Source organism: Type-F symbiont of Plautia stali (genome assembly GCF_059731105.1).
Window position 1 is genome coordinate 1140443 of record NZ_AP035909.1, and the last position, 24362, is coordinate 1164804.

Here is a 24362-nt window from a genome sequence, read left to right on the forward strand (position 1 = left end):
ATAATGAGTAGCGTAGATATTCTCGTTCCCGACCTGCCTGAATCGGTTGCCGATGCCTCAGTGGCAACCTGGCACAAAAAACCAGGCGATGCCGTCACTCGCGATGAAGTGCTGGTTGAAATCGAAACCGACAAAGTGGTGCTGGAAGTGCCTGCGGCGGCTGACGGTATCCTGGAAGCCGTGCTGGAAGAAGAGGGCGCCACCGTCACTTCACGCCAGATCCTGGGCCGCCTGAAAGAGGGCAACAGCGCCGGTAAAGAGACCAGCGCGAAGTCTGAAAGCAAAGAGTCGACTCCGGCTCAGCGTCAGACCGCGTCGCTGGAAGAAGAGAGCAACGATGCGCTCAGCCCGGCTATCCGCCGTCTGATTGCTGAGCACAACCTGGATGCCTCGCAGATCAAAGGCAGCGGTGTGGGCGGACGTCTGACCCGTGAAGATGTTGAAAAACATCTTGCCAGCAAGCCGCAGGATACCAAAGCTGCCGCACCGGCCGCTGAAGCCGCTGCCGCGCCGCAGCCGATCGCGAATCGCAGCGAAAAACGCGTGCCGATGACCCGTCTGCGTAAGCGTGTTGCTGAGCGTCTGCTGGAAGCGAAAAACAGCACCGCGATGCTGACCACCTTCAACGAAATCAACATGAAGCCCATCATGGATCTGCGCAAGCAGTATGGTGAAGCTTTTGAGAAGCGTCACGGTGTGCGTCTGGGCTTCATGTCCTTCTACCTGAAAGCGGTGGTTGAAGCGCTGAAACGCTATCCGGAAGTGAACGCCTCTATCGATGGCGAAGATGTGGTTTACCACAACTACTTCGACGTCAGCATTGCGGTCTCCACGCCGCGCGGTCTGGTGACGCCAGTGCTGCGTGACGTCGATGCGCTGAGCATGGCGGACATCGAGAAGAAAATTAAAGAGCTGGCCGTGAAAGGCCGTGACGGTAAGCTGACGGTTGAGGATCTGACCGGCGGTAACTTTACCATCACCAACGGCGGCGTCTTTGGTTCACTCATGTCTACGCCGATCATCAACCCACCGCAGAGCGCCATTCTGGGCATGCACGCTATCAAAGATCGCCCGATGGCGGTCAATGGTCAGGTTGTGGTGCTGCCAATGATGTATCTGGCGCTCTCCTACGACCATCGCCTGATCGATGGCCGTGAATCTGTGGGTTATCTGGTTGCAGTGAAAGAGATGCTGGAAGATCCAGCACGTCTGCTGCTGGATGTCTGATTTTCACCGGGCGCACCTTCGCGTGCGCCCAACCTCATTACTCTTTTCAGACCTGAATGGATAGAACATCATGAACTTACACGAATACCAGGCGAAACAGCTGTTTGCACGGTATGGCATGCCGGCACCAACGGGTTACGCCTGTACTACACCACGTGAAGCGGAAGAAGCAGCCTCTAAAATTGGCGCAGGCCCGTGGGTAGTTAAATGTCAGGTTCATGCCGGTGGCCGCGGTAAAGCGGGCGGTGTGAAAGTGGTTAACAGCAAAGAAGATATCCGTGCTTTTGCTGAAAACTGGCTGGGCAAACGCCTGGTGACCTATCAGACAGATGCGAACGGCCAGCCGGTTAACCAGATTCTGGTTGAAGCTGCGACCGACATCGACCAGGAACTCTACCTGGGTGCGGTGGTGGATCGTGCTACCCGTCGTGTGATTTTCATGGCCTCAACCGAAGGCGGCGTGGAAATCGAAAAAGTAGCGGAAGAGACTCCGCATCTGATCCACAAAATGGCGCTGGATCCGCTGACCGGTCCGCAGCCGTACCAGGGCCGCGAGCTGGCATTCAAACTCGGTCTGACCGGTAAGCTGGTCGGCCAGTTCACCAAGATCTTTATGGGTCTGGCGACACTGTTCCTGGAGCGCGATCTGGCGATGGTTGAGATCAACCCGCTGGTGATCACCAAGCAGGGCGACCTGATCTGCCTGGATGGCAAACTGGGTGCCGATGGCAATGCCCTGTTCCGCCAGCCAGAGCTGCGCGAAATGCGCGATCCAAGCCAGGAAGATCCCCGTGAAGCGCACGCGACACAGTGGGAACTGAACTATGTTGCGCTGGAAGGCAACATCGGCTGTATGGTTAACGGCGCAGGTCTGGCGATGGGCACCATGGACATCGTTAAGCACCACGGCGGCCAGCCAGCAAACTTCCTTGATGTCGGCGGCGGCGCAACCAAAGAGCGCGTAACCGAAGCCTTCAAAATCATCCTCTCTGACGATGCGGTGAAAGCCGTCTTCGTTAACATCTTCGGCGGTATCGTACGCTGTGACCTGATTGCCGACGGCATCATCGGCGCAGTTGCTGAAGTGGGTGTGAATGTGCCAGTGGTGGTACGTCTGGAAGGTAACAACGCCGAGCTGGGCGCCCAGAAACTGGCGGACAGCGGTCTGAACATCATTGCAGCAACCAGCCTGACAGACGCCGCACAGCGTGTTGTTGCTGCCGCGGAGGGTAAATAATGTCCATTCTGATCGACAAAAACACCAAAGTCATTTGCCAGGGTTTCACCGGTGGCCAGGGGACTTTCCATTCTGAACAGGCGCTGGCCTACGGTACCCAACTGGTTGGCGGCGTCACGCCAGGCAAAGGCGGCACGACTCACCTCGGCCTGCCGGTGTTCAACACCGTGCGCGAAGCGGTAGAAGCGACTGGCGCAACGGCAACCGTGATCTACGTTCCGGCACCGTTCTGCAAAGATGGCATCCTGGAAGCGATTGAAGCGGGCATCAAACTGATCATCACCATCACCGAAGGTATCCCGACGCTGGATATGCTGACCGTGAAGGTGAAGCTGGATGAAGCCGGCGTGCGGATGATCGGTCCAAACTGCCCGGGTGTTATCACCCCAGGCGAATGCAAAATCGGCATCATGCCGGGCCACATTCACCAGCCGGGCCGCGTGGGTATCGTCTCACGTTCCGGTACGCTGACCTATGAAGCGGTTAAGCAGACCACCGATATCGGTTACGGCCAGTCGACCTGTGTGGGTATCGGCGGCGACCCGATCCCGGGATCTAACTTCATCGACATCCTGAAACTGTTCCAGGATGACCCGCAGACGGAAGCGATCGTGATGATCGGTGAGATCGGCGGCAGCGCAGAAGAAGAAGCGGCAGCCTTCATCAAAGAGCACGTGACCAAGCCTGTCGTGGGTTACATCGCGGGTGTGACGGCGCCTAAAGGCAAACGTATGGGCCATGCGGGCGCCATCATTGCCGGTGGTAAAGGCACCGCTGATGAGAAGTTTGCGGCGCTGGAAGCGGCAGGCGTGAAGACCGTTCGCAGTCTGGCGGACATCGGTGACGCCGTGAAAGCAGTATTACCGGCTAAATAAGCCAGCGTCATCTGAGACTCAGCCACCTTCGGGTGGCTTTTTTTTGCGATTAACCCGGGGGAGAGGGCCGTCAGCGGAAAGGGAAACAGGCTGCATGATAATGGCGTCCGGGCGCCTGCCAGGTTAATGAATAATGGCAAACGTGATCTATTTTCTCACTCCTGATTTAAGTAATGACATCTTATTAACAAGAATCCTACCTGACCTTATCTGGAAACTTATTGCGTTATTCCAGATCAATTAATCGCGACTTATATCCAACTATTTCTCTGGCAAAGCGCAACGCTAAGGGCGTAAATTGCGCTGCATCAATCCAGCCTTTTACACACATTTTCAAACGTCTGCTCAACCCGGGATGACACCCGCTTTTCTCCTGTTATAGCACGCGTTAATGAAAGCGCGGATTGACAATTCAGAGCTGCTGCATGCGTGACTGACCTGTCCCGGCAGCTTACAGGCCGGGTCTGCGGGTAATAAAAAAACTGGAATCAATAAACAGTCGTTCCTGACCCCGATTACGTTCGCGATTCGCGCGCGCAATTGAGAGAAAGCGAGGAGCAAGGAGTCCTTATGTTAGATATCGTCGAGCTGTCGCGATTACAGTTTGCCTTAACGGCGATGTACCATTTTCTGTTCGTCCCTTTAACGCTGGGTATGGCGTTTCTGCTGGCGATTATGGAAACGGTCTATGTGCTGAGCGGCAAACAGATTTATAAAGATATGACGAAGTTCTGGGGCAAGTTATTTGGCATTAACTTTGCGCTGGGTGTGGCCACCGGACTGACGATGGAATTTCAGTTCGGCACTAACTGGTCCTATTACTCTCACTACGTCGGCGATATCTTCGGTGCGCCGCTCGCCATTGAAGGTCTGATGGCGTTCTTCCTGGAATCGACCTTTGTCGGCCTGTTCTTCTTTGGCTGGGATCGGCTGGGCAAAGTGCAACACATGGCGGTCACCTGGCTGGTGGCGCTGGGATCGAACATGTCGGCGCTCTGGATTCTGGTCGCCAACGGCTGGATGCAGAACCCGATCGCCTCTGAATTTAACTTCGAAACCATGCGTATGGAGATGGTCAGCTTCTCGCAGCTGGTGCTGAACCCGGTCGCGCAGGTCAAATTCGTGCACACCGTGGCGGCGGGTTATACCACCGGTGCGATGTTTATTCTCGGCATCAGCGCGTGGTACATGCTGAAAGGGCGTGATCTCGCCTTTGCAAAACGCTCGTTCGCCATTGCCGCCAGCTTTGGTATGGCTGCGGTGCTGTCAGTGATCCTGCTGGGCGATGAGTCCGGCTATGAAATGGGTGACGTGCAGAAAACCAAACTCGCCGCGATTGAAGCCGAGTGGGAGACCCAGCCGGCACCGGCTTCATTTACGCTGTTTGGTCTGCCGGATCAGGCGACTCAGGAGAACCGCTATGCGATTCAGATCCCCTGGCTGCTGGGCCTGATCGCCACCCGATCCACCGATACGCCCGTCACCGGCCTGAAAGATCTGATGGCACAGCATGAGGTGCGCATCCGCAACGGCATGAAGGCCTACACCCTGCTGAATGAGCTGCGCAGCGGCAGCCAGGATCCGGCAGTACGTGACGCCTTTAACAGTCACAAACAGGATCTCGGCTACGGTCTGCTGCTGAAACGCTATACCGACAACGTGGCGGATGCGACGGACGCGCAGATCAGGCAGGCGACGCAGGATTCCATCCCGCGTGTGGCACCACTTTACTTCGCGTTTCGCATCATGGTGCTGTGCGGCGTGCTGCTGCTGGCCATCATCACGCTTTCCTTCTGGAGCGTGATACGCAATCGCATCGGTAAGAACCGCGGGTTGCTGAAAGCGGCACTGCTGGGGATTCCGCTGCCGTGGATTGCGGTGGAATCAGGCTGGTTTGTCGCAGAGTATGGCCGTCAGCCCTGGGCCATCGGTGAAATTCTGCCGACGGCGGTGGCTAACTCCTCCCTGACCACAGGCGATCTGCTGTTCTCGATGATTCTGATCTGTGGCCTCTACACCCTGTTCCTGGTGGCTGAAATGTACCTGATGTTCAAATTCGCCCGCCTCGGGCCGAGCAGTCTGAAAACCGGGCGTTATCACCACGAGCAGATCACGGCAACCCCTCAGCCGGTACAGGGATAAGGAGAGCGACCATGTTTGATTACGAAGTTCTGCGCTTTGTCTGGTGGCTGTTGATTGGCGTGCTGCTGATCGGCTTTGCCGTCGCCGATGGTTTCGATATGGGCGTCGGTATGCTGACACGCATTCTGGGACGCTCCGATACCGAACGTCGCATCATGATTAACACCATCGCCCCGCACTGGGACGGCAACCAGGTCTGGCTGATCACCGCCGGAGGGGCGCTGTTTGCCGCCTGGCCGATGGTCTACGCGGCCGCCTTTTCGGGCTTCTATGTGGCAATGATCCTCGTGCTTGCGTCGCTCTTCTTCCGTCCGGTCGGTTTCGACTACCGCTCAAAGATTGAAGACAACCGCTGGCGCGGTGCCTGGGACTGGGGCATTTTCATTGGCAGTTTTGTCCCGCCGCTGGTGATTGGCGTGGCGTTTGGCAACCTGTTACAGGGCGTGCCGTTCCATGCCGACGAGTATCTGCGTCTGTTCTACACCGGTAACTTCTTCCAGCTGCTGAATCCATTTGGTCTGCTGGCGGGAGTGATCAGTGTGGCGATGATTCTGGCGCAGGGTGCGACCTATCTGCAGATGCGCACCACCGGTGAACTGCATCTGCGTTCACGCACCGCCGCACAGCTTGCCGCGCTGGTGATGATGGTCTGCTTCATCCTGGCAGGTGTCTGGGTGAAATATGGCATTGATGGCTATGTAGTGACCAGCCCTCTGGATCACTTTGCCGCCTCCAACCCGCTGGGTAAAACCGTGGTGCGCGAAGCGGGAGCCTGGCTTGTGAATTTCCAGCAGCATCCTGTGCTGTGGCTGTTCCCGCTGCTGGGTGTGCTTCTGCCGCTGCTGACCATCTTCTGCTCACGGGTGGAGAAGGGGGCCTGGGCGTTCCTGTTCTCCTCGCTGACGCTGGCCTGCGTCATCATGACGGCGGGTATTGCGATGTTCCCGTTCATCATGCCGTCCAGCACCGTGCCGGGCACCAGCCTGACGATGTGGGACGCCACGTCCAGCCTGCTGACCCTGCAAACCATGACCATTGCCGCCGTTATCTTTGTGCCGATCATTCTCGCCTACACCACCTGGTGCTACTGGAAGATGTTTGGTCGTATCACCAAAGAGCATATTGAAAGCAACAGTCACTCACTCTACTGATTAAGGAGATGTCGCATGTGGTATTTTGCCTGGATTCTCGGCACTCTGCTGGCCTGTGCCTTTGGTATCATCACCGCGCTGGCGATTGAGCACATTGAAGCGCAGGATGAGTCTCACTGATGCGAACGCGGATTCGGATGCTGTATGATCTGATGGATAAGGGCCCGTTACGGGCCCTCTCTCTGCTGCTGGCACTGCTGACGGCGGGCGGGGTTATGTGGGATCCTGCGCGCTTTGCCAATCAGGCAGGGGAGTTACCTGCGCTGCAGGCGCTGGTGCTGATCTGGGCGATCTGCTGCGGGGTGATCCACGGTGTGGGTTTCCGGCCACGAAAAACCCGATGGCAGGTGCTGTTTACGCCGTTACCCGCCGTGCTGGTGTTAATGATTGCCCTTTACCGTTTTTACGTTTAGCCCCCGCCTTACCGGCGCTGTCAGTGAATATTTGTCAGCGTACGGTCAATAAATCTCCCTGAAATCGTTCCGTTTGTTACGGAGCGATAATTATTTTCGCCTGGCTCTGGCGACCCATTCCCAACCCCAATTCTCTTGCGTATAGTAGCATCGTTTAAAACGAGGCCGGGATGTAGAGTGAGTACAACGCTGTTTCGCTGGCCGGTTCGGGTCTACTACGAAGACACTGATGCCGGTGGTGTGGTTTATCACGCCAGCTATATCGCTTTTTATGAACGAGCACGTACCGAGATGTTGCGACAGCACCATTTCAATCAGCAGACGCTGTTAGAGCAGCAGGTCGCTTTTGTGGTACGACGTATGACGGTGGACTACCTGTCGGCGGCGCGTCTTGATGACCTTCTGGAGATCCAGAGTGAAGTGACATCAATGACACGGGCCACGATGACGTTCACGCAGCGTATCGTGAATACTGAAGGCAAAGTGCTCAATGAGGCAGAAGTCCTGATTGCCTGCATTAACCCACATCTGATGAAGCCGATTGCGCTTCCCAAGTCTATTGTCGCGGAGTTCAAGCAGTGACTGACATGAACATTCTTGATTTGTTCCTGAAGGCGAGCCTTCTGGTCAAACTTATCATGTTGATTTTGATCGGCTTTTCTATTGCCTCCTGGGCCATCATTATTCAGCGCACACGTATTCTGAATGCGGCCGGAAGAGAAGCGGAGGCGTTTGAAGACAAGTTCTGGTCGGGTATCGAACTTTCGCGTCTCTATCAGGAGAGTCAGGAGCGTCGGGACGAACTGGCTGGTTCTGAGCAGATTTTCTACGCCGGCTTTAAAGAGTTTGCCCGTCTGCATCGCGCCAATAATCATGCGCCGGAAGCGGTCATTGATGGCGCCAGCCGTGCGATGCGCATCTCGCTGAACCGCGAGCTGGAAACGCTGGAAAACCACATTCCTTTCCTCGGCACCGTCGGTTCAATCAGCCCCTACATCGGGCTGTTCGGCACCGTCTGGGGGATCATGCACGCCTTTATCGCGCTGGGCGCGGTGAAGCAGGCGACGCTGCAGATGGTGGCGCCAGGTATTGCTGAAGCACTGATTGCGACCGCGATCGGTCTGTTTGCCGCGATTCCGGCGGTGATGGCGTACAACCGCCTGAACCAGCGCGTCAACAAACTGGAGCAGGGCTACGACAACTTTATGGAAGAGTTCACGGCCATCCTGCATCGCCAGGCTTTCTCCAGCGATAACGCTAAGTAAACAGAGGTTAATGATGGCCAGAGTACGTGGTCGCAAACACCGCGACCTGAAGTCGGAAATCAATATCGTTCCGCTGCTGGACGTCCTGCTGGTGCTGTTGCTGATCTTCATGGCAACCGCACCCATTATTACCCAGAGCGTGGAAGTGGATCTGCCGGATGCGACCGACTCTAAAACCGTTTCCAGCGACGACAATCCGCCGGTGATTGTTGAGGTGGCGGGCGTGGGTCAGTACAGCCTGGTGGTGGATCACGATCGCATGGATCAGCTTCCGCCCGAGCAGGTGATCAGCGAAGCGCAGCGTCGACTGGAAGCGAATCCTAAGACGGTCTTTTTGATCGGGGGCGCGAAAGAGGTGCCTTACGATGAAATTATTAAAGCGCTCAACCTGCTGCACCAGGCGGGTGTTAAATCTGTCGGTTTGATGACGCAGCCGATTTAAAATCGAACCGTTTTTTGGGAACCGAGTGTGTCGAAGGCAACCGAGCAAAACGAGAAGTTAAAGCGCGCGATAATCATTTCGGTGATTCTGCATATCGTGCTGATCGCGCTGCTGGTATGGAGCTCGTTTAATGAGCATGTTGACCCCAGCAGTGCGGGTGGCGGCGGCAGTGATATCGATGCGGTGATGGTCGATCCCGGCGCCGTCGTCAGCCAGTATAACCGTCAGCAGAACCAGCAGAGCGACAGCCAGCGTGCTGAGCAGCAGCGTAAAAAGCAGGCGCAGCAGCAGGCTGAAGAGCTGCAGGAGAAGCAGGCCGCCGAACAGCAGCGTCTGAAAGCGCTGGAAAAAGAGCGCTTAGCTGCGCAGGAAGCGGCAAAAGAAGAGGCTAAACAGCAGGCTGAGCAGCAGAAAGCGGCCGAACAGGCCGCTAAACAGGCGGCTGAGCAACAGAAAACCGCTGAAGCGGCAGCCGCAAAAGCGAAGGCTGAAGCTAAAGCGCAGGCGGATGCCCAGGCGAAAGCCGCGGCTGAGCAGGCGAAACAGGCTGCTGCCGAAGCAAAGAAGCAGGCTGATCAGCAGGCGAAAGCCGCTGCGGCGGCGGCAGCAAAAGAGAAAGCCGTCGCCGAAGCGAAGGCAAAGTCTGACGCGGAGGCCAAAGCGGCAGCGGAAGCTAAAGTGAAAGCGGCCGCCGAGGCCAAAGCGAAAGCGGCTGAAGAGGCGAAAGAGAAAGCCGCAGAAGCCAAAGAAAAAGCCGCAGAGGCAGCGAAAGAGAAAGCGGCGGAAGCCGCAAAAGCCAAAGCGGAAGCCGCGAAAGAGGCGGCGAAAGAAGCGGCGAAAGAGAAAGCTGAAGCCGCGGCCAAAGCGAAAGCCGATGCGGCAGCGAAAGCCAAAGCGGACGCGGCTGCCAAAGCGAAAGCCGATGCCGCCGCGAAGGCCAAAGCCGACGCGAAAGCGAAAGCCGCCGCCGATGCGGCCAACGACAGCGATGTCGACGATCTGCTGGGTGGACTGGCTTCCGGTAAAAATGCACCGAAAAGCGGGGCCGCTGGCGGCGGCGCAGCAGGGCAGGGAAACCAGAAGAAAGCGGGTGCGTCAGGCGCGGAAATCAACTCCTACATGGGGCAGGTGGTCAGTGCGATTCAAAGCCGCTTCTATGATGCCGATCTGTATCGCGGAAAAACCTGTGATTTGCGGATTAAACTTGCGCCGGATGGCCTGTTGATTGATGTTAAGTCAGAAGGTGGGGACCCCGCGCTCTGTCAGGCCGCGATTACCGCCGCCCGACAGGCACGTATTCCGAAGCCGCCTTCCCAGGCGGTCTACGAAGTGTTTAAGAACGCCCCTATGCGTTTTAAACCGCAATAATGCAGTAACGGGCGGCAAGTTGATCTATGTTTAGCTTGCCGTACTTAAGTTCTACTCGTGGTTTCCAGGAACAGTGCCAATTATCGTGGACTGAGGTTCAGATAAGGGAGATAAAATGAAGCAAGCTCTTCGCGTTACGTTAGGCTTTTTTATCCTGCTGTGGGCAGCCATGCTGCATGCAGAAGTTCGAATTGAGATTACCCAGGGCGTCAACACCGCACGCCCGATTGGCGTTGTGCCATTTAAATGGACGGGTGCAGGTGCCGCGCCGGAAGATATCGGCGGCATCGTGGCCGCTGACCTGCGCAACAGCGGCAAATTTAATCCGCTGGATCGCTCACGTCTGCCTCAGCAGCCTGGCAGCGCACAGGAAGTTCAGCCTGCGGCCTGGAGCGCCCTGGGCATCGACGCGGTTGTGGTCGGTCAGGTCGCCGCTAACCCGGATGGCAGCTATCAGGTTTCTTATCAGCTGGTCGATACCGGTGGTGCACCGGGAACCGTGCTGGCGCAGAACACCTATAAAGTCACCAAACAGTGGCTGCGTTATGCCGGTCACACCGCCAGTGATGAAACCTTCGAGAAGCTGACCGGCATCAAGGGCGCTTTCCGTACCCGTATCGCCTATGTCGTGCAGACCAACGGCGGCCAGTTCCCGTATGAGCTGCGCGTAGCGGATTACGATGGTTACAACCAGTTTGTGGTTCATCGTTCACCACAGCCTCTGATGTCGCCAGCCTGGTCTCCGGATGGCAGCAAAGTGGCTTACGTGACCTTTGAAAGCGGCAAGTCTGCGCTGGTGGTTCAGACGCTGTCTAACGGGGCTATTCGTCAGGTCGCCTCGTACCCGCGCCACAACGGTGCTCCGGCGTTCTCACCGGATGGCTCTAAGCTGGCTTTCGCACTCTCTAAAACCGGCAGCCTGAACCTCTATGTGATGGATCTGGCCTCAGGTCAGACGCGTCAGGTCACAGATGGCCGTTATAACAGTACAGAACCAACCTGGTTCCCGGACAGCCAGACGCTGGCTTATACCTCGGATCAGGCGGGTGCACCTCAGATTTATAAAGTAGGCATTAATGGCGGCGCGCCACAACGTATTACCTGGGAAGGCGGTCAGAACCAGGATGCGGATGTCGCAACCGATGGCAAATCCATGGTGATGATCAGCACCAGCGGTGGATCACAGCACGTCGCCAAACAGGATCTGGAAACGGGAGCCGTTCAAACGTTAACGGACACGTTCCTGGATGAAACGCCGAGCCTGGCACCAAACGGCACAATGGTAATCTATAGCTCTACTCAGGGGATGGGTTCCGTGCTGCAGTTGGTTTCAACCGACGGCCGTTTCAAAGCGCGTCTTCCGGCAACCGATGGACAGGTCAAATTTCCTGCCTGGTCGCCGTATCTGTAATGTCTGATCGATCAGACATCGCAAACAATAAACAATAATGGGATTTTTGAAATGCAACTGAACAAAATGCTGAAGGGTTTGATGCTGGCTCTGCCGGTTCTGGCAGTAGCGGCTTGTAGCTCACACAAAAACAACAACAATGACCAGACTGGCATGGGCGCTGATGGCGCTTACGGTGCAAACTCTGGCATGAACGGCAACGGCGGCAACATGTCTTCTGACGAGCAGGCGCGTCTGCAGATGCAGCAGCTGCAGCAGAACAACATCGTGTACTTCGGTCTGGACAAGTATGACGTTCAGTCTGATTACGCACAGATGCTGGATCAGCACGCTTCCTTCCTGCGCAGCAACCCATCCTACAAAGTGACCATCGAAGGTCACGCGGATGAGCGCGGTACGCCGGAATACAACATCGCCCTGGGCGAACGTCGTGCTAACGCAGTTAAAATGTACCTGCAGGGCAAAGGCGTGTCAGCTGATCAGATGTCTATCGTTTCTTACGGTAAAGAGAAGCCAGCCGTTCTGGGTCATGACGAAGCAGCATATGCTAAAAACCGTCGTGCCGTACTGGTCTACTAAGAGAATCACATGGTTAGTAACTTCAGACGTCATCTGTTGAGTCTGTCGTTACTGATTGGCGTAGCGGCCCCCTGGGCCGCTAATGCCCAAGCGTCAATCAGTAGCGTTGGCTCCGGCTCGGTCGAAGACCGTGTCACCACTCTCGAACGAATCTCTAATGCCCAGGCGCAGCTGATGCAGCAATTGCAGCAGCAGATGAGCGACAATCAGCGTGATATCGACGCGCTGCGTGGGCAAATCCAGCAAAATACGTATCAGTTGAATCAGGTGGTTGAGCGCCAGAAGCAGCTCTACCAGCAGATCGACAGCCTGAGCAGCGCCAGCAGCAGCGGCGGCCAGCAGGCGGCGGGCGGCGATGCCGCAGCCGATACCGGTGCAGCAGCCAGCACAGGCGCAGCGGCATCAACGGAGAGCGCACCTGCGCAGACCGGTGACGCCAACAGCGATTACAATGCTGCTGTGGCGCTGATTCTGGAAAAGAAACAGTATGATCAGGCGATCAGTGCGCTTCAGGCGTGGGTAAAGCGTTACCCCGATTCGACCTATCAGCCCAACGCCAACTACTGGCTGGGGCAGCTGAACTACAACAAAGGCAAAAAGGACGACGCGGCTTATTATTACGCCACGGTGGTGAAAAACTATCCGAAGTCGCCGAAAGCCGCAGAGGCGTTGCTGAAGGTGGGTGTGATCATGCAGGAGAAGAAAGACACGGCGAAAGCCAAAGCGGTCTTCCAGCAGGTGATCAAACTTTATCCTGATAGCGAATCTGCAAAACAGGCGCAAAAACGTCTGTCAGGTCTGTAATCGGTACGGTTCAGGCCAGATATCGTGTGATTTCTGGTCTTGCCGTATGAAAGGTAAGCAACTGAAGCATTTAGCAGAAATAAGAGTTGCGCTACCCCGCTAAATCAGTAATATATGCCGCCGTTGCCGGGACACAATGCAAAGTGTCTGGCAAGCCTGAAGATGGGTCGTTAGCTCAGTTGGTAGAGCAGTTGACTTTTAATCAATTGGTCGCAGGTTCGAATCCTGCACGACCCACCATCTTCTCTCAGTCGCGCATCAGTGCGACGCGCGAAGAAGAGTTCAGGATTGCTTCACAACCTAAGATGGGTCGTTAGCTCAGTTGGTAGAGCAGTTGACTTTTAATCAATTGGTCGCAGGTTCGAATCCTGCACGACCCACCATCTTACTTCAGCCGCCTGGCGTGCTGAACGGTTGTAAGCCCCCAGCGGGTCGTTAGCTCAGTTGGTAGAGCAGTTGACTTTTAATCAATTGGTCGCAGGTTCGAATCCTGCACGACCCACCAATTAAGAAAAAAGCGCCCTCAGGGCGCTTTTTTCGTTTCCAGGGCACGGACTTTACGGTGCGGGACGCTTTCCTTCTCTGACCGCGCTACTGGCGCGGGCTGCTTCTGCATTATGAGGAGAGCAGGCTTGTCTCCGCCGTTACGCCTTTTTCTTCGCTTTCGCCACTGCCAGGCTCTCCCAGATATGCATCACCGCATAGCTGCGCCAGGGACGCCAGGATTGCGAGCGTGCCTCTGCTTCCCTGGATGACATGCCGCCCAGGTTATTCCGGATGGCGATATCCTCTTTGGGAAAGGCATCCGGCCAGCGCAGGGCACGCATCGCGATGTAGTGGGCGGTCCAGGGACCGATGCCAGGCAGGCTGATCAGCTTTTTGATCACCTCGTCAGGCGGCTCAGCGGCACTGAGGCGCAGATCCCCGCTGGCGCAGGCTTCAGCGAAGGCGATGATGGCGCGTGAGCGCGCGGCGCTGACAATACCCATCGGCGCAACCTCGTCGACCGTCAGGCCAGCGATACGTGCCGGCGGCGCAGCGTAGCGGGTCAGGTCGGCAAACGGCGTTTCACAGGGCTCGCCAAAGGCGGCGGCAAAGCGGCTGCTGACGGTGGTGGCGGCTTTGACCGTCACCTGCTGACCGATGATCGCGCGCACGCCCAGCTCGAAGGCGTCAAAGGCACCCGGAACACGCAGGCCCGGGTGGGCGATCAGGCTGGGCGCCAGCAGCGGATCCTGTGACAGACAGGCGGCGATACGCTGCGGCTGAGCATCAAGATCGAACAGGTCGCGCAGGCGGCGCAGCAGCAGAGGCAGAACCGGCGTCAGCGAGGTGGAGAGCGTCACCTGCAGCGCATTCTTCTGCGGCAGATGCGCGACACTGACCCAGCCCCGATAGCGGCCCATCGCCACCGTGCGTCGCCAGGTGCCATCCTCCACCGCTTCGACCTCTTTCATCAGGTGAGTCTGTAAAAACCAGAGCATCGCTGCCCAGTCGTAGGGCGGGCGATAGGCGAGCCGCAGCGTCACGCGGTCACCGGGCTGCGTGCGCCCGTCACCCGCCTCGTTCCGGCGCAGGGCGCCTGGCGTCATGCGATAGCGCGCCTGAAACATATCATTGAAGCGGCGCAGGCTGCCAAAACCGCTGGCGTAGGCGATCTCCGTAATCGGCAGTTGCGTCTCCGTCAGCAGCTGCTTTGCCAGCAGCATCCGTCGCGTCTGCCTCAGCTCAAGCGGTGAGACTCCCAGCTCCTGCTGCACGATACGCCGCAGCTGACGCAGGCTTAAACCGAACTCAGTGGCTATCGCCTCCAGCCCTTCGCGCTCCTCCAGCATTCCCTCTTCGATGCGCTGAATCAGCCGTTCCGCCACGCGGTGCGGCTGATCCACCGGCGCATTGCCCGGCGCCAGTTCAGGCCGGCAGCGCAGGCAGGGACGAAAGCGCGCTTTTTCGGCGGCTTCGGCGCTGCTGAAAAAGAGGCAGTTCTTCTGCATCGGCGCTTTGACCGGGCAGATCGGACGACAATAGATACCGGTTGAGGTCACCCCAACAAAAAATACGCCGTCAAAACGGGTATCACGGGAGGTCAGCGCCTGATAGGCAATGTCGGGATTAAGCATGGCATTTCTCCGGTAAATATGCGGAGCCTACACCGGTGATTCCCGGCAGACTGGCTGTTTTCGGACAACACATCAGTTTATCGCCATGACCGAAAACAGCCAGTCAGGCTGAGGAAAAGTGCGATAATAGGTGTCGAAACCGTGACGGGAGAATCACCATGTATTACTTCAAATTGACTGTTACCCCGGTGGGCGAACTGAAACTGGTGGCCAGCGAGCGCGGCCTGGCGGGTATTTTGTGGGAGAACGACGATCCTCATCGCACCCGCTTTTTACCGCAGACGCGCGATGACGACCATCCCATTCTGGTCGAAACGGCACGTCAGCTCGGCGAGTACTTTGCCGGTGCGCGACGCGGCTTTGAACTGCCGCTCGATTTTGCCGGCACTGACTTTCAGAAAAAAGTCTGGCAGGCACTGGTGGCGATCCCGTTTGGTGAAACGCGCAGCTACAGCCAGATTGCCCGCGAGATCGGGCATCCGCTGGCGGTGCGTGCGGTTGGCGCGGCCAACGGTCGTAATCCGCTTTCGATTGTCGCGCCGTGTCACCGGGTGATAGGGGCCAACGGCAAGCTGACCGGGTTTGCCGGCGGGCTGACGGTTAAAGCGTTTCTGCTGGCGCTGGAAACATCACAACCCCTGCCGCAGCCGGGCGAACAAGGCGCACAGGGTCGGGCTGGCGGTGCGGTCATGCAGGCCGATTAAAAAATCACACGACACAGTCGGGCTTTTCCGCTATCGTGTTTAGCATATAAAACACGACGGCGGATTCAACGCCATATTTCGCCTATTCTGGCGATTTTCGTTAATTAGATAAAACGAGAGCTGTGTCATGAGTGTGATGTTCGATCCTGAAAGCACCGTTTACCCCTTTCCCCCTAAACCCGCCCGCCTGAGTGACGACGAGAAGGCGTTTTATCGTGAGAAAATCAAAACCCTGCTGAAGGCGCGAAATGCCGTGATGGTCGCGCACTACTACACCGACCCGGAAATTCAGGCGCTGGCCGAAGAGACCGGCGGCTGTATCTCTGACTCACTGGAGATGGCCCGTTTTGGCAGCAACCATCCGGCGACCACGCTGCTGGTGGCGGGTGTGCGCTTTATGGGGGAGACCGCCAAAATCCTCAGCCCTGAGAAAACCGTCCTGATGCCGACACTGCAGGCGGAGTGCTCGCTGGACCTGGGCTGTCCGATTGAGGAGTTCAACACCTTCTGCGACGCCCATCCCGATCGCACCGTGGTGGTCTACGCCAACACCTCGGCGGCGGTAAAAGCGCGCGCTGACTGGGTCGTCACCTCCAGCATTGCGGTTGAGCTGATTGAGCACCTCGACAGCCTGGGCGAGAAAATTATCTGGGCACCGGATCGTCACCTCGGCCGCTACGTCACCCAGAAATCGGGTGCCGATGTGCTGTGCTGGCAGGGCGCCTGCATTGTCCATGATGAGTTCAAGACTCAGGCGCTGCAGCGCATGAGAGCGCTCTATCCCGATGCGGCGGTGCTGGTTCATCCCGAGTCGCCGCAGGCGATTGTGGATCTGGCCGACGCGGTGGGTTCGACCAGCCAGCTGATTCAGGCCGCCAAATCCCTGCCGCATCCGCAGATGATTGTGGCGACCGATCGCGGCATCTTCTACAAAATGCAGCAGGCGGTGCCGGACAAAGAGCTGCTGGAAGCGCCGACAGCCGGGGAGGGCGCAACCTGCCGCAGCTGCGCGCACTGTCCGTGGATGGCGATGAACGGTCTCAAAGCTATCGCAGACGCGCTGGAGACGGGCGGCGCGGAACATGAGATTCAGGTGGACGAGACGCTGCGAGAGGCGGCGTTACTGCCCCTGAATCGCATGCTATCCTTTGCAGCGGAACTTAAACTCAACGTGAAGGGAAACGCCTAGCCGTTTTCCTGACAGGTGCTCTGCATGGACTTTTTCAGCACGCATAATATTCTGGTTCACATTCCTCTGGGTGCAGGCGGCTACGATCTCTCATGGATTGAGGCTATCGGCACCCTGGCGGGCTTACTCTGTATCTGGTTTGCCAGCCTGGAAAAAATCATCAACTACCCCTTCGGCCTGATTAACGTCACGCTGTTTGCGGTGATCTTCTTTCAGATTCAGCTCTACGCCAGCCTGCTGCTGCAGCTCTTCTTTTTTGCCGCCAATATTTACGGCTGGTACGCCTGGAGCCGGCAGACCAGCGATCATCAGGCGGCGCTGAAGATTCGCTGGCTGCCGCTGCCGAAAGCGATCGCCTGGGCGGTGAGCTGCGTCGTCGCGATTGCGCTGATGACGCTCTACATTGACCCGGTATTTGCCATGCTGACCCGCGCAGCGGTGACGCTGATGAACGCGATTGGCCTGTCGGTGGCGATGCCGGCATTGCAGCCGGATGCCTTCCCGTTCTGGGACGCCTGCATGATGGTGCTGTCGATTGCGGCGATGATTCTGATGACGCGCAAATATGTTGAGAACTGGCTGCTGTGGGTGATCATTAACGTCATCAGCGTCATGATTTTTGCCCGTCAGGGGGTTTATGCGATGTCGCTGGAGTATGTGATTCTGACGCTGATTGCGCTTAATGGCTCACGCATGTGGATCCGCAGTGCCCGGGAGCAGGGGTCACGCGCACTGTCGGCGCAGCAGACAGGCCAGTAAGGGGCGGTCACAGCGCGCGGTAACCGGGTTACCGCGCGCGGTCGTTTAGTGAGCGTGCTCGTCGCCTCTGGCGTGAGTATGGTCGTGGGAATGGGAATGGCTGTGACCGTGGCCAGCCTCAGCCGCACTGCTGAAGCTCAGCTCACACTCAGCACCGGCACAGGGCTGATACTCCATCTGCACGGTCGCATGGTCAATCTGATAGTGCTGGCGCAGATAGTCATGAATGCGGTGCAGCAGCGCATCGTGGTCATAGGGCGGGATCACCTGCACATGCAGCGTCAGCAGCGGCTTTTCACCCACCTGCCACAGATGCACATGATGAACATTGCGCACTTCAGCGATGTTCAGGGTGAGGTCCCGCATCAGCCGGTTCACATCCAGGGAGTGGGGTGCCCCTTCAAGTAACTCCTGCAGGCTCTCACGCAGCAGCGCCCAGGCACTGCGCAGCACCAGCAGTGACACCAGCAGCGACAGAATCGGGTCGATCGGCGTCCAGCCGGTCAGCATAATGATGGCTGCTGCCACAATCGCCCCCACCGAACCGAGCAGGTCACCCATGACGTGCAGTGCCGCTGCCCGCACGTTGAGGTTCTTCTCTTCGCTGCCGTGGTGCAGCAGCCAGAATGAGAGCAGGTTGGCCAGCAGGCCGCCAATCGCGATGCCCAGCATCAGGCCGCCGGTCACCGGCTGCGGATCGCTGAAGCGACGCACCGCCTCCCAGACGATCAGCGCGGTAATACCCAGCAGGGCGATGGCATTGACAAAGGCCGCTACGGTGGTCAGGCGCAGCAGGCCAAAGGTATGACGCGCATTGGGTTTACGGCGCGAGAAGTGGACCGCCAGCAGCGCCATCAGCAGGGCGGCGGCATCGGTGAGCATATGTCCGGCATCTGCCAGCAGCGCCAGTGAACCTGAAAGCCAGCCGCCAATCACCTCGGCAACCATGAAGAGGACGGTCACGCCAAAGGCGGCCGCCAGACGCGTGCGATTACTATCCTGCCCGCTATGAGTGTGGGTATGTGCCATAAGATTCCAGTTTTTTCAGTAACCTGTTTGCTAATAATATCAGTAATTGCCACGTCTCAGACGTGTCCTGATGCTGTTTTGCCTGCTCTGCGAGTTGCTGACTCAGCTGTGCACCCTGCTCCAGCCCCACCAGCAACCAGCTGCCTTTCATCCGGTGTGCCGCGTCGGCAAACTGGTTCCAGTCCGCGCGTGCGCGCGCCTCACGCATTACGGTCAGATCCTGGGTCACCGTGCTATGCAGCGTCTGACTCAGCCGACTGAGAAATTTGTCATTCTGCTGTGCCAGCTGCCACAGGTTCTCATCCAGCGGTGCCAGCGGGTCGGGCTGCCACTCCGCCAGCAGTGCGCGGAGATCGGCCAGCTGCACCGGTTTAATCAGAACCCGCTCCTGCGCCTCAGCCGGTCGTGACAGCAGCTGGGCGTCTGCGGAGCAGAGCACCCGCATCGCCTGCCGTCCCCGCTGCCGGTCACGGCGTCGCAGCAGTCGCAGCAGCAGCGTGCCGTCAGGACGCGGCATCATCTGGTCGATAAACAGCAGGTCAAAAGGCTGCTGCGCATCGGCCTTGAGCAGCGCACGTCCCTCTTCGAAGATGTCGGCCTGAATGGCAAAGCGCGCCAGCTGCTGCTGCATCACCAGCAGATTGGCCGGATGGTCATCGACAATCGCCACCCGCAGATGGGGAAAGCCGGGCAGGCCAGACTCATCGGTGCTGCTGACCGGCTCCGCGATCTGCAGAGGCAGGGTCACCGTGACCTGCGTTCCCTGGCCGGGCTGCGAGGTAAGCCGGATATCGCCCCCCATCCGCAGCACCATCTCGCGGCAGATAAACAGGCCCAGACCGCTGCCCTGCACCGACACGGTTTTGCCCGACGGTGCCTGATACCAGGGATCAAACAGCTTCGGCTGCTCCTCAGGCGGAATACCGCTGCCGCTGTCAGTCACCGTCAGCACCAGCTGCTGCTGCTCTGCCGCCAGGGTGAGGCGGATGGTGCCGTGACGGGTAAATTTCAGCGCATTGGTCATCAGGTTATTGACCACCTGCTGCAGGCGATCGGCATCGATCATCACCGTGTCAGGCAGCGGCGTCTGTGCCGCGACGATCAGACGCGGGCCGTCCGCCCGCATTAACGGATGATAAAAATGCTGCTGCTGTTCGAGCCACTGCGCCAGCGCCAGCGGGCGGGGCGCCAGAGTAAAACTGTTGCTCTCGATACGTGCGTGATCCTGCAGGTCATTCAGCAGGGTCAGCAGGGAGTGTGCGCTGCTGTGCAGCAGGGTCAGGTTCTGGCTGTTGTGCTGCTGCTTCTCCAGCTCCAGCAGGCCGAGGATCGCCTGCATTGGCGTACGCAGCTCATGGCTGACGGTAGCCAGAAACTGGCTCTTCATGGCGTTGGCCCGCTCCGCCTGTTCGCGCTGCTGACGCTCGCGGCGCTGCTGCCAGTAACGGCGCGCCAGCAGCAGAAGCAGCAGTACAATGGCGGCCCCGGCTACCGCCAGCACCATCATCGGCAGCGTTCGCATCACCATCACGCTGCCGGGCTGCGGCGGTGTTGACCAGCTGTCGCGCATTTTGCCCTGAGTATCCGCCGGGATCTGCTGCAGTGCCCGATCCAGCAGGCTGCGCAGCAGGGGCTGATCGGGCGTGACACCCAGCGCGATCGGCCAGGCGATGTCGCTGGCGGCAAAGGCGAGGTGGATACGCGCATCATCACGGCTGGCGATGCGCCAGCGGGCGGAGAGCACATTATCGACCAGCGCATCAATCTGCCCCTTTGCCAGCGCATCATAGAGGCTGTTCCGGTCGGCAAACGGCACGGGATGCAGATCCTCCGGCAGCAGGCGCAGCGCCAGGTCATCCTGCAATACGCCGATCCGCCTGCCGCGCAGATCCTGCCAGTGCGACAGCGGGGCAGAGTGAATGCTGTAGATCCCCCACAGCGCCCGCCACACCGGCAGTGAGGTGCTCTGCATCGCATCGCCATTAAGAGGCTGCATCAGTTGCAGCATCGCCTGCTGCTGCTGAATCAGCGCACTGGCCTGATGGGGATTGCTGACCCACACGGGTTCAAACTGCAGGCCCGTGCTCTGGGCGACCGCTTTCAGTAAATCCACGCCATAGCCTCTGGCGGTGCCGCTGGCGTCGCGATAGCTCCAGGGATAGTTGTCGGGCTCGGCGGTGTACGTAATGCCAGGGTGGTCGGCGATCCACGCGCGTTCAGCGGGGCTGAGCATCAGGGTCTGCGTATCCTGATAGCGCGGCAGCGTGCTGCTCCAGCGCGCCTGCAGGCTGTTCATCAGTTCCGCCGGTAACTGACGCAGGCTCTGATTTATCCAGTCAATCAGCGCGGGATCGCGGGAGAGGGCACGCAGGTTGAGCTGTCCCGCCTCAATATGTGAGGCGATCTGATAAATCTGCCCCTGCTGCAGCTGACTCAGCAGAAAACCGGCGCTGGTCTCGTCCGCCACCACATAGTCGTTCTGCTGATTGAGCAGGGTATAGAGCGCCTGCAGATCGCTGCTGTAGCGTCGCCAGTGGTGACGGGCCGCCAGGGCGGGTGGCAGCTGCGCCAGGGTGCTGTCGCTGATCGCAAGCTGCGCATTCTGGCTGTTGAACATCACGGCACGCTGGTTCTGCTGATTGCGATAGACCCGCAGCGGACTGCTGAACCAGCTTTCACTGCTCAGCGTGCCCTGAGGCAGCGGGGTGTTCCACATGCCCAGCGCAAAATCGATCTCTCCACGGTTCAGGGCCTGCATCAGTTGCGGCGCGTCGCTGTAGAGGCGCAGGGTAAACTGCGCCCCGGTCAGCTGTCGCAGCGCAGCAAGATAGTCGGCATTGATGCCATACAGGTCGTTGCCGATCCGCATCGTCCAGGGCGCGTGGTTCTCTTCCAGCAGCCCGACGCGCAGGCTCTTTCCCTGCATGGTTTCGGCGTGCGTGACCGGCAGCATCATCGGCAGATTCAGGCTGCTGACCGGGCGCACCTCAGCCAGCGCGCTGCCGCACAGCCACAGCAGAATCAGCAGCGCATATCTCACTGCTGCGCCTTCCAGAGGTCAGCCAGCTCAACCACAGAGCGGGCACCGGTTTTTTCCAGAATGTTCTTTTTATGGGTGCTGACCGTTTTGTTGCTGATGTGCAGCTGGGCGGCGATTTGCAGGTTAGAGAGGCCGCTGGCGAGCAGCGCCAGAATCTGACGCTCTTTGTGCGTCAGCGGCAGCTCAGGCTCCTCTTCGGTTTCCGGAAACGCGGTCTGTCCGCCGAGCACGGCCAGAATGGCGCTGAGCAGCTGCGTCATGCGCTGGCTTTTCACCACATAACCGGACGCCCCTAATGCCTGAGCGCGCCGGATATAGTGACGGGTCTGCTGGGCCGAATAGATCAGCACCGGACAGTCGGGACGATGGATTTTCAGGCGGCGCAGGATCTCCAGCCCGTCGCTCTCCGGCAGCCCGATATCAAGCACGATAATGTCCAGCGGCTGCTGAAGAAAAGGACGGGCGGCGTGTTCACTGCTGGCAGAGAGGAGCTGAACCGGAATGGGCGACTGGCTGAGCGCGGCTTCAAGTGCCACTTCCACCAGCGGATGATCGTCAATCAAGAGCAAAACGGCCATGAACGGTTTCCCTGTAAATTTCACAGGATGAGCATAGCGGAAGAGTGGGGCAGAGGGGAGAAAAACCCGGAGAACGGATGCTCTCCGGGTCAGACAGAATTACTGGGTCGTGCCGTCGGTTTTAGTATTAACGTCACCGCCGCCCACTTTCGTTTCAACTTTTTTGTTGATGTTCGGACATTTGCCATCTTTACACTGGCTGTTCTGGTCAATTTCGTTAGCAGACATATTTCCGCTGCTGGTGGTGCTGCCAGAAGTGGCCGGATTAGTATTGGTGCCGGTGTTATTAATTTTGCTGTTATCGACATTATTCGGTGGCAGGTTCTCTTTTGCGCCGGGTGCGACCGCACCTGCACTGGCTGCCTGGTTAGCTGTGCCGTTGTTGCTGCCTTCCGCCAGCGCCGCGCCACTGCCTAATGTCATTGCTGCTGTCAAAAAGAGTAAGGCAAACTTTTTCATCATTATACTCCCATTAATAAATGAAGACGTTTTAAGCCCAGAGGTGAAATTGGGGATAAAAAAGTCCCGGACGAAATAAAATTCGCCAGTTGGCTTAAACAGGGTGATTTAATCATGTAAGCGGGACGTTCCTCAGTGCTTACCATTAAAAAGTCTAGTCGCTAACCTGATTAATGCAAATATGACCCGCACATTTAACCCGCAGCGGGAATTTACACCCCTGGCGCTTCGGGCTACATTGGGCAGGTTGTGTCCGGCGGGCGCCGGGCCAGAAATAATATGGAATCAGTATGAATTACCAGAACGATGACTTACGCATCAAAGAGATTAAAGAGCTGTTACCCCCGGTTGCGCTGCTCGAAAAATTCCCGGCGACCGATCGTGCTGCACAGACCGTTTCACAGGCGCGTCAGGCGATTCATCAGATCCTGCAGGGCAAGGACGACCGCCTGCTGGTGGTGATTGGTCCCTGCTCAATCCACGATCCTGAGGCCGCCAAAGAGTATGCCGGCCGTCTGCTGGCGCTGCGGGATGAGCTGAAAGGCGAACTGGAAGTGGTCATGCGGGTCTATTTTGAAAAGCCGCGCACTACCGTGGGCTGGAAAGGGCTGATCAACGACCCCTACATGGATAACAGCTTCCAGCTCAATGATGGTCTGCGTCTGGCGCGTAAACTGCTGCTGGAGATCAACGACAGCGGTTTACCGGCGGCGGGCGAGTTTCTGGATATGATCACCCCGCAATATGTGGCGGATTTGATGAGCTGGGGCGCGATTGGCGCACGCACCACCGAATCCCAGGTGCACCGTGAGCTGGCCTCCGGTCTCTCCTGTCCGGTCGGTTTCAAAAACGGCACCGATGGCACCATCAAGGTGGCCATCGATGCCATCAACGCTGCCGGTTCGCCGCACTGCTTCCTGTCAGTAACCAAATATGGCCACTCCGCGATTGTCGAAACCAGCGGCAATGGCGACTGTCACATTATTCTGCGCGGCGGCAAAGAGCCGAACTACAGTGCGAAGCATGTGGCTGAGGTCAAAGAGGGTCTGGCAAAAGCGGGTCTGCCACAGCAGGTCATGATCGATTTCAGCCATGCCAACAGCAGCAAGCAGTTCCAGCGTCAGATGGTCGTGGCGGACGATGTCGCGCAGCAGATCATCAACGGTGAACAGGCGATTGTCGGCGTGATGATCGAGAGTCATCTGGTCGAGGGCAATCAGAGCCTGGAGAGCGGTGAGCCGCTGGTCTATGGCAAGAGTATCACTGATGCCTGCATCGGCTGGGATGATACCGATAAGGTGCTGCGTCAGCTGGCGGCAGCGGTTAAACAGCGCCGCGGTTGAGTGCTGGCGATCTGGCGTGACAACTGGCCGGGTCTGTCTGAATGCGCAGTGGAGAATGACCATGTTCCCTGCGCATTGAGCTGATTTATTGCTGCCATACTCAGACAGCTTTGACGATGTGATTCGTCCGGGACGAACGGACATTCAGGCTTTCACTCTGACAGTTAAAGATGACACACAGCATTGCCGGACGCAGCCCAATAAAAAAGGCCAGACTTCTGTCTGGC

General features: G+C 57.9%; 23 protein-coding genes and 3 tRNA genes. 21 read left to right on the plus strand and 5 right to left on the minus strand.

The annotated features are described in order from the left end of the window. Positions 1-3: 3 nt before the first annotated feature. The 17 genes from odhB (at position 4) to AC6I7A_RS05395 (ending at position 13419) form a co-directional block, all read left to right on the plus strand. The gene (odhB, locus tag AC6I7A_RS05315; RefSeq protein WP_009091410.1) at positions 4-1227 is read left to right on the plus strand and encodes a 2-oxoglutarate dehydrogenase complex dihydrolipoyllysine-residue succinyltransferase; all 1224 of its coding nucleotides are present in this window, start codon (positions 4-6) and stop codon (positions 1225-1227) included. 70 nt (positions 1228-1297) lie between these two features. Beyond that, complete coding sequence (gene sucC, locus AC6I7A_RS05320; protein ID WP_009091408.1) at positions 1298-2464, plus strand: ADP-forming succinate--CoA ligase subunit beta; 1167 nt, start codon at positions 1298-1300, stop codon at positions 2462-2464. After that, positions 2464-3339 carry a succinate--CoA ligase subunit alpha gene (gene sucD, locus AC6I7A_RS05325; protein WP_009091407.1) on the plus strand — a complete coding sequence of 292 codons (876 nt, stop codon included), beginning with the start codon at positions 2464-2466 and terminating at the stop codon, positions 3337-3339. The genes sucC and sucD overlap by 1 nt, the downstream gene beginning before the upstream one ends. 570 nt (positions 3340-3909) lie before the next feature. Further along, a complete protein-coding gene (gene cydA, locus AC6I7A_RS05330; RefSeq protein WP_058956301.1) occupies positions 3910-5481 on the plus strand; it encodes a cytochrome ubiquinol oxidase subunit I in 1572 nt (523 codons plus the stop codon). An 11-nt stretch (positions 5482-5492) separates the two neighbouring features. Next, a complete protein-coding gene (cydB, locus tag AC6I7A_RS05335) occupies positions 5493-6632 on the plus strand; it encodes a cytochrome d ubiquinol oxidase subunit II (protein WP_058956300.1) in 1140 nt (379 codons plus the stop codon). A 15-nt stretch (positions 6633-6647) separates the two neighbouring features. Continuing rightward, positions 6648-6752 (plus strand): cytochrome bd-I oxidase subunit CydX, encoded by a 105-nt coding sequence (gene cydX, locus AC6I7A_RS05340; protein WP_009091402.1) that lies wholly within the window; start codon positions 6648-6650, stop codon positions 6750-6752. After that, the gene (ybgE, locus tag AC6I7A_RS05345) at positions 6752-7045 is read left to right on the plus strand and encodes a cyd operon protein YbgE (protein WP_058956299.1); all 294 of its coding nucleotides are present in this window, start codon (positions 6752-6754) and stop codon (positions 7043-7045) included. Before cydX ends, ybgE begins: the two co-directional genes overlap by 1 nt. 177 nt (positions 7046-7222) lie before the next feature. Next, the gene (ybgC, locus tag AC6I7A_RS05350; RefSeq protein WP_009091398.1) at positions 7223-7627 is read left to right on the plus strand and encodes a tol-pal system-associated acyl-CoA thioesterase; all 405 of its coding nucleotides are present in this window, start codon (positions 7223-7225) and stop codon (positions 7625-7627) included. Beyond that, positions 7624-8310, plus strand: coding sequence for a Tol-Pal system protein TolQ (gene tolQ / locus AC6I7A_RS05355; protein WP_009091396.1), 687 nt, complete (start codon positions 7624-7626; stop codon positions 8308-8310). Before ybgC ends, tolQ begins: the two co-directional genes overlap by 4 nt. Before the next feature lie 13 nt (positions 8311-8323). Continuing rightward, positions 8324-8752, plus strand: a complete 429-nt coding sequence (tolR, locus tag AC6I7A_RS05360) for a colicin uptake protein TolR (protein ID WP_009091394.1) — start codon at positions 8324-8326, stop codon at positions 8750-8752. A 27-nt stretch (positions 8753-8779) separates the two neighbouring features. Next, positions 8780-10120, plus strand: coding sequence for a cell envelope integrity protein TolA (gene tolA / locus AC6I7A_RS05365; RefSeq protein WP_009091391.1), 1341 nt, complete (start codon positions 8780-8782; stop codon positions 10118-10120). Positions 10121-10235: 115 nt separating this feature from the next. Continuing rightward, positions 10236-11531 (plus strand): Tol-Pal system beta propeller repeat protein TolB, encoded by a 1296-nt coding sequence (tolB, locus tag AC6I7A_RS05370; RefSeq protein WP_046101431.1) that lies wholly within the window; start codon positions 10236-10238, stop codon positions 11529-11531. Positions 11532-11582: 51 nt separating this feature from the next. Continuing rightward, positions 11583-12110 carry a peptidoglycan-associated lipoprotein Pal gene (pal, locus tag AC6I7A_RS05375; RefSeq protein WP_009091388.1) on the plus strand — a complete coding sequence of 176 codons (528 nt, stop codon included), beginning with the start codon at positions 11583-11585 and terminating at the stop codon, positions 12108-12110. A 9-nt stretch (positions 12111-12119) separates the two neighbouring features. After that, positions 12120-12914, plus strand: a complete 795-nt coding sequence (gene cpoB / locus AC6I7A_RS05380) for a cell division protein CpoB (RefSeq protein ID WP_009091386.1) — start codon at positions 12120-12122, stop codon at positions 12912-12914. Positions 12915-13078: 164 nt separating this feature from the next. Continuing rightward, positions 13079-13154: transfer RNA gene (locus AC6I7A_RS05385), tRNA-Lys, on the plus strand. Between the two features lie 67 nt (positions 13155-13221). Then, positions 13222-13297: transfer RNA gene (locus AC6I7A_RS05390), tRNA-Lys, on the plus strand. 46 nt (positions 13298-13343) lie between these two features. Further along, positions 13344-13419 (plus strand) — tRNA-Lys (locus tag AC6I7A_RS05395). Between the two features lie 139 nt (positions 13420-13558). Here AC6I7A_RS05395 and AC6I7A_RS05400 read toward each other — a convergent pair. Beyond that, a complete protein-coding gene (locus tag AC6I7A_RS05400) occupies positions 13559-15034 on the minus strand; it encodes an AlkA N-terminal domain-containing protein (protein WP_058958455.1) in 1476 nt (491 codons plus the stop codon). 158 nt (positions 15035-15192) lie between these two features. On the opposite strand from AC6I7A_RS05400, the gene AC6I7A_RS05405 reads away from it, so the two are divergent. The 3 genes from AC6I7A_RS05405 to pnuC all read left to right on the plus strand — a co-directional run bounded on the left by AC6I7A_RS05405 (position 15193) and on the right by pnuC (position 17686). Continuing rightward, positions 15193-15738 (plus strand): methylated-DNA--[protein]-cysteine S-methyltransferase, encoded by a 546-nt coding sequence (locus tag AC6I7A_RS05405; RefSeq protein ID WP_140028230.1) that lies wholly within the window; start codon positions 15193-15195, stop codon positions 15736-15738. Between the two features lie 127 nt (positions 15739-15865). Beyond that, positions 15866-16927, plus strand: coding sequence for a quinolinate synthase NadA (gene nadA / locus AC6I7A_RS05410; protein WP_058958454.1), 1062 nt, complete (start codon positions 15866-15868; stop codon positions 16925-16927). 24 nt (positions 16928-16951) lie between these two features. Further along, positions 16952-17686 carry a nicotinamide riboside transporter PnuC gene (pnuC, locus tag AC6I7A_RS05415; RefSeq protein ID WP_058958453.1) on the plus strand — a complete coding sequence of 245 codons (735 nt, stop codon included), beginning with the start codon at positions 16952-16954 and terminating at the stop codon, positions 17684-17686. A 45-nt stretch (positions 17687-17731) separates the two neighbouring features. On the opposite strand, the gene zitB is transcribed toward pnuC, so the two are convergent. From zitB to AC6I7A_RS05435, 4 genes are all read right to left on the minus strand, one after another. Next, positions 17732-18715, minus strand: coding sequence for a CDF family zinc transporter ZitB (gene zitB, locus AC6I7A_RS05420; RefSeq protein ID WP_009091376.1), 984 nt, complete (start codon positions 18713-18715; stop codon positions 17732-17734). Beyond that, positions 18693-21770 carry an ATP-binding protein gene (locus tag AC6I7A_RS05425; protein ID WP_058958452.1) on the minus strand — a complete coding sequence of 1026 codons (3078 nt, stop codon included), beginning with the start codon at positions 21768-21770 and terminating at the stop codon, positions 18693-18695. The genes zitB and AC6I7A_RS05425 overlap by 23 nt, the downstream gene beginning before the upstream one ends. Continuing rightward, entirely contained in the window at positions 21752-22333 is a 582-nt protein-coding gene (locus tag AC6I7A_RS05430) for a response regulator transcription factor (protein ID WP_009091372.1), read from the minus strand. Before AC6I7A_RS05430 ends, AC6I7A_RS05425 begins: the two co-directional genes overlap by 19 nt. 99 nt (positions 22334-22432) lie before the next feature. Then, positions 22433-22795 carry a YbgS-like family protein gene (locus AC6I7A_RS05435; RefSeq protein WP_033736370.1) on the minus strand — a complete coding sequence of 121 codons (363 nt, stop codon included), beginning with the start codon at positions 22793-22795 and terminating at the stop codon, positions 22433-22435. Positions 22796-23082: 287 nt separating this feature from the next. On the opposite strand from AC6I7A_RS05435, the gene aroG reads away from it, so the two are divergent. Next, on the plus strand, positions 23083-24135 hold the full coding sequence (gene aroG / locus AC6I7A_RS05440) for a 3-deoxy-7-phosphoheptulonate synthase AroG (protein WP_058958451.1): 1053 nt from the start codon (positions 23083-23085) through the stop codon (positions 24133-24135). The last annotated feature ends 227 nt before the right edge of the window (positions 24136-24362 follow it).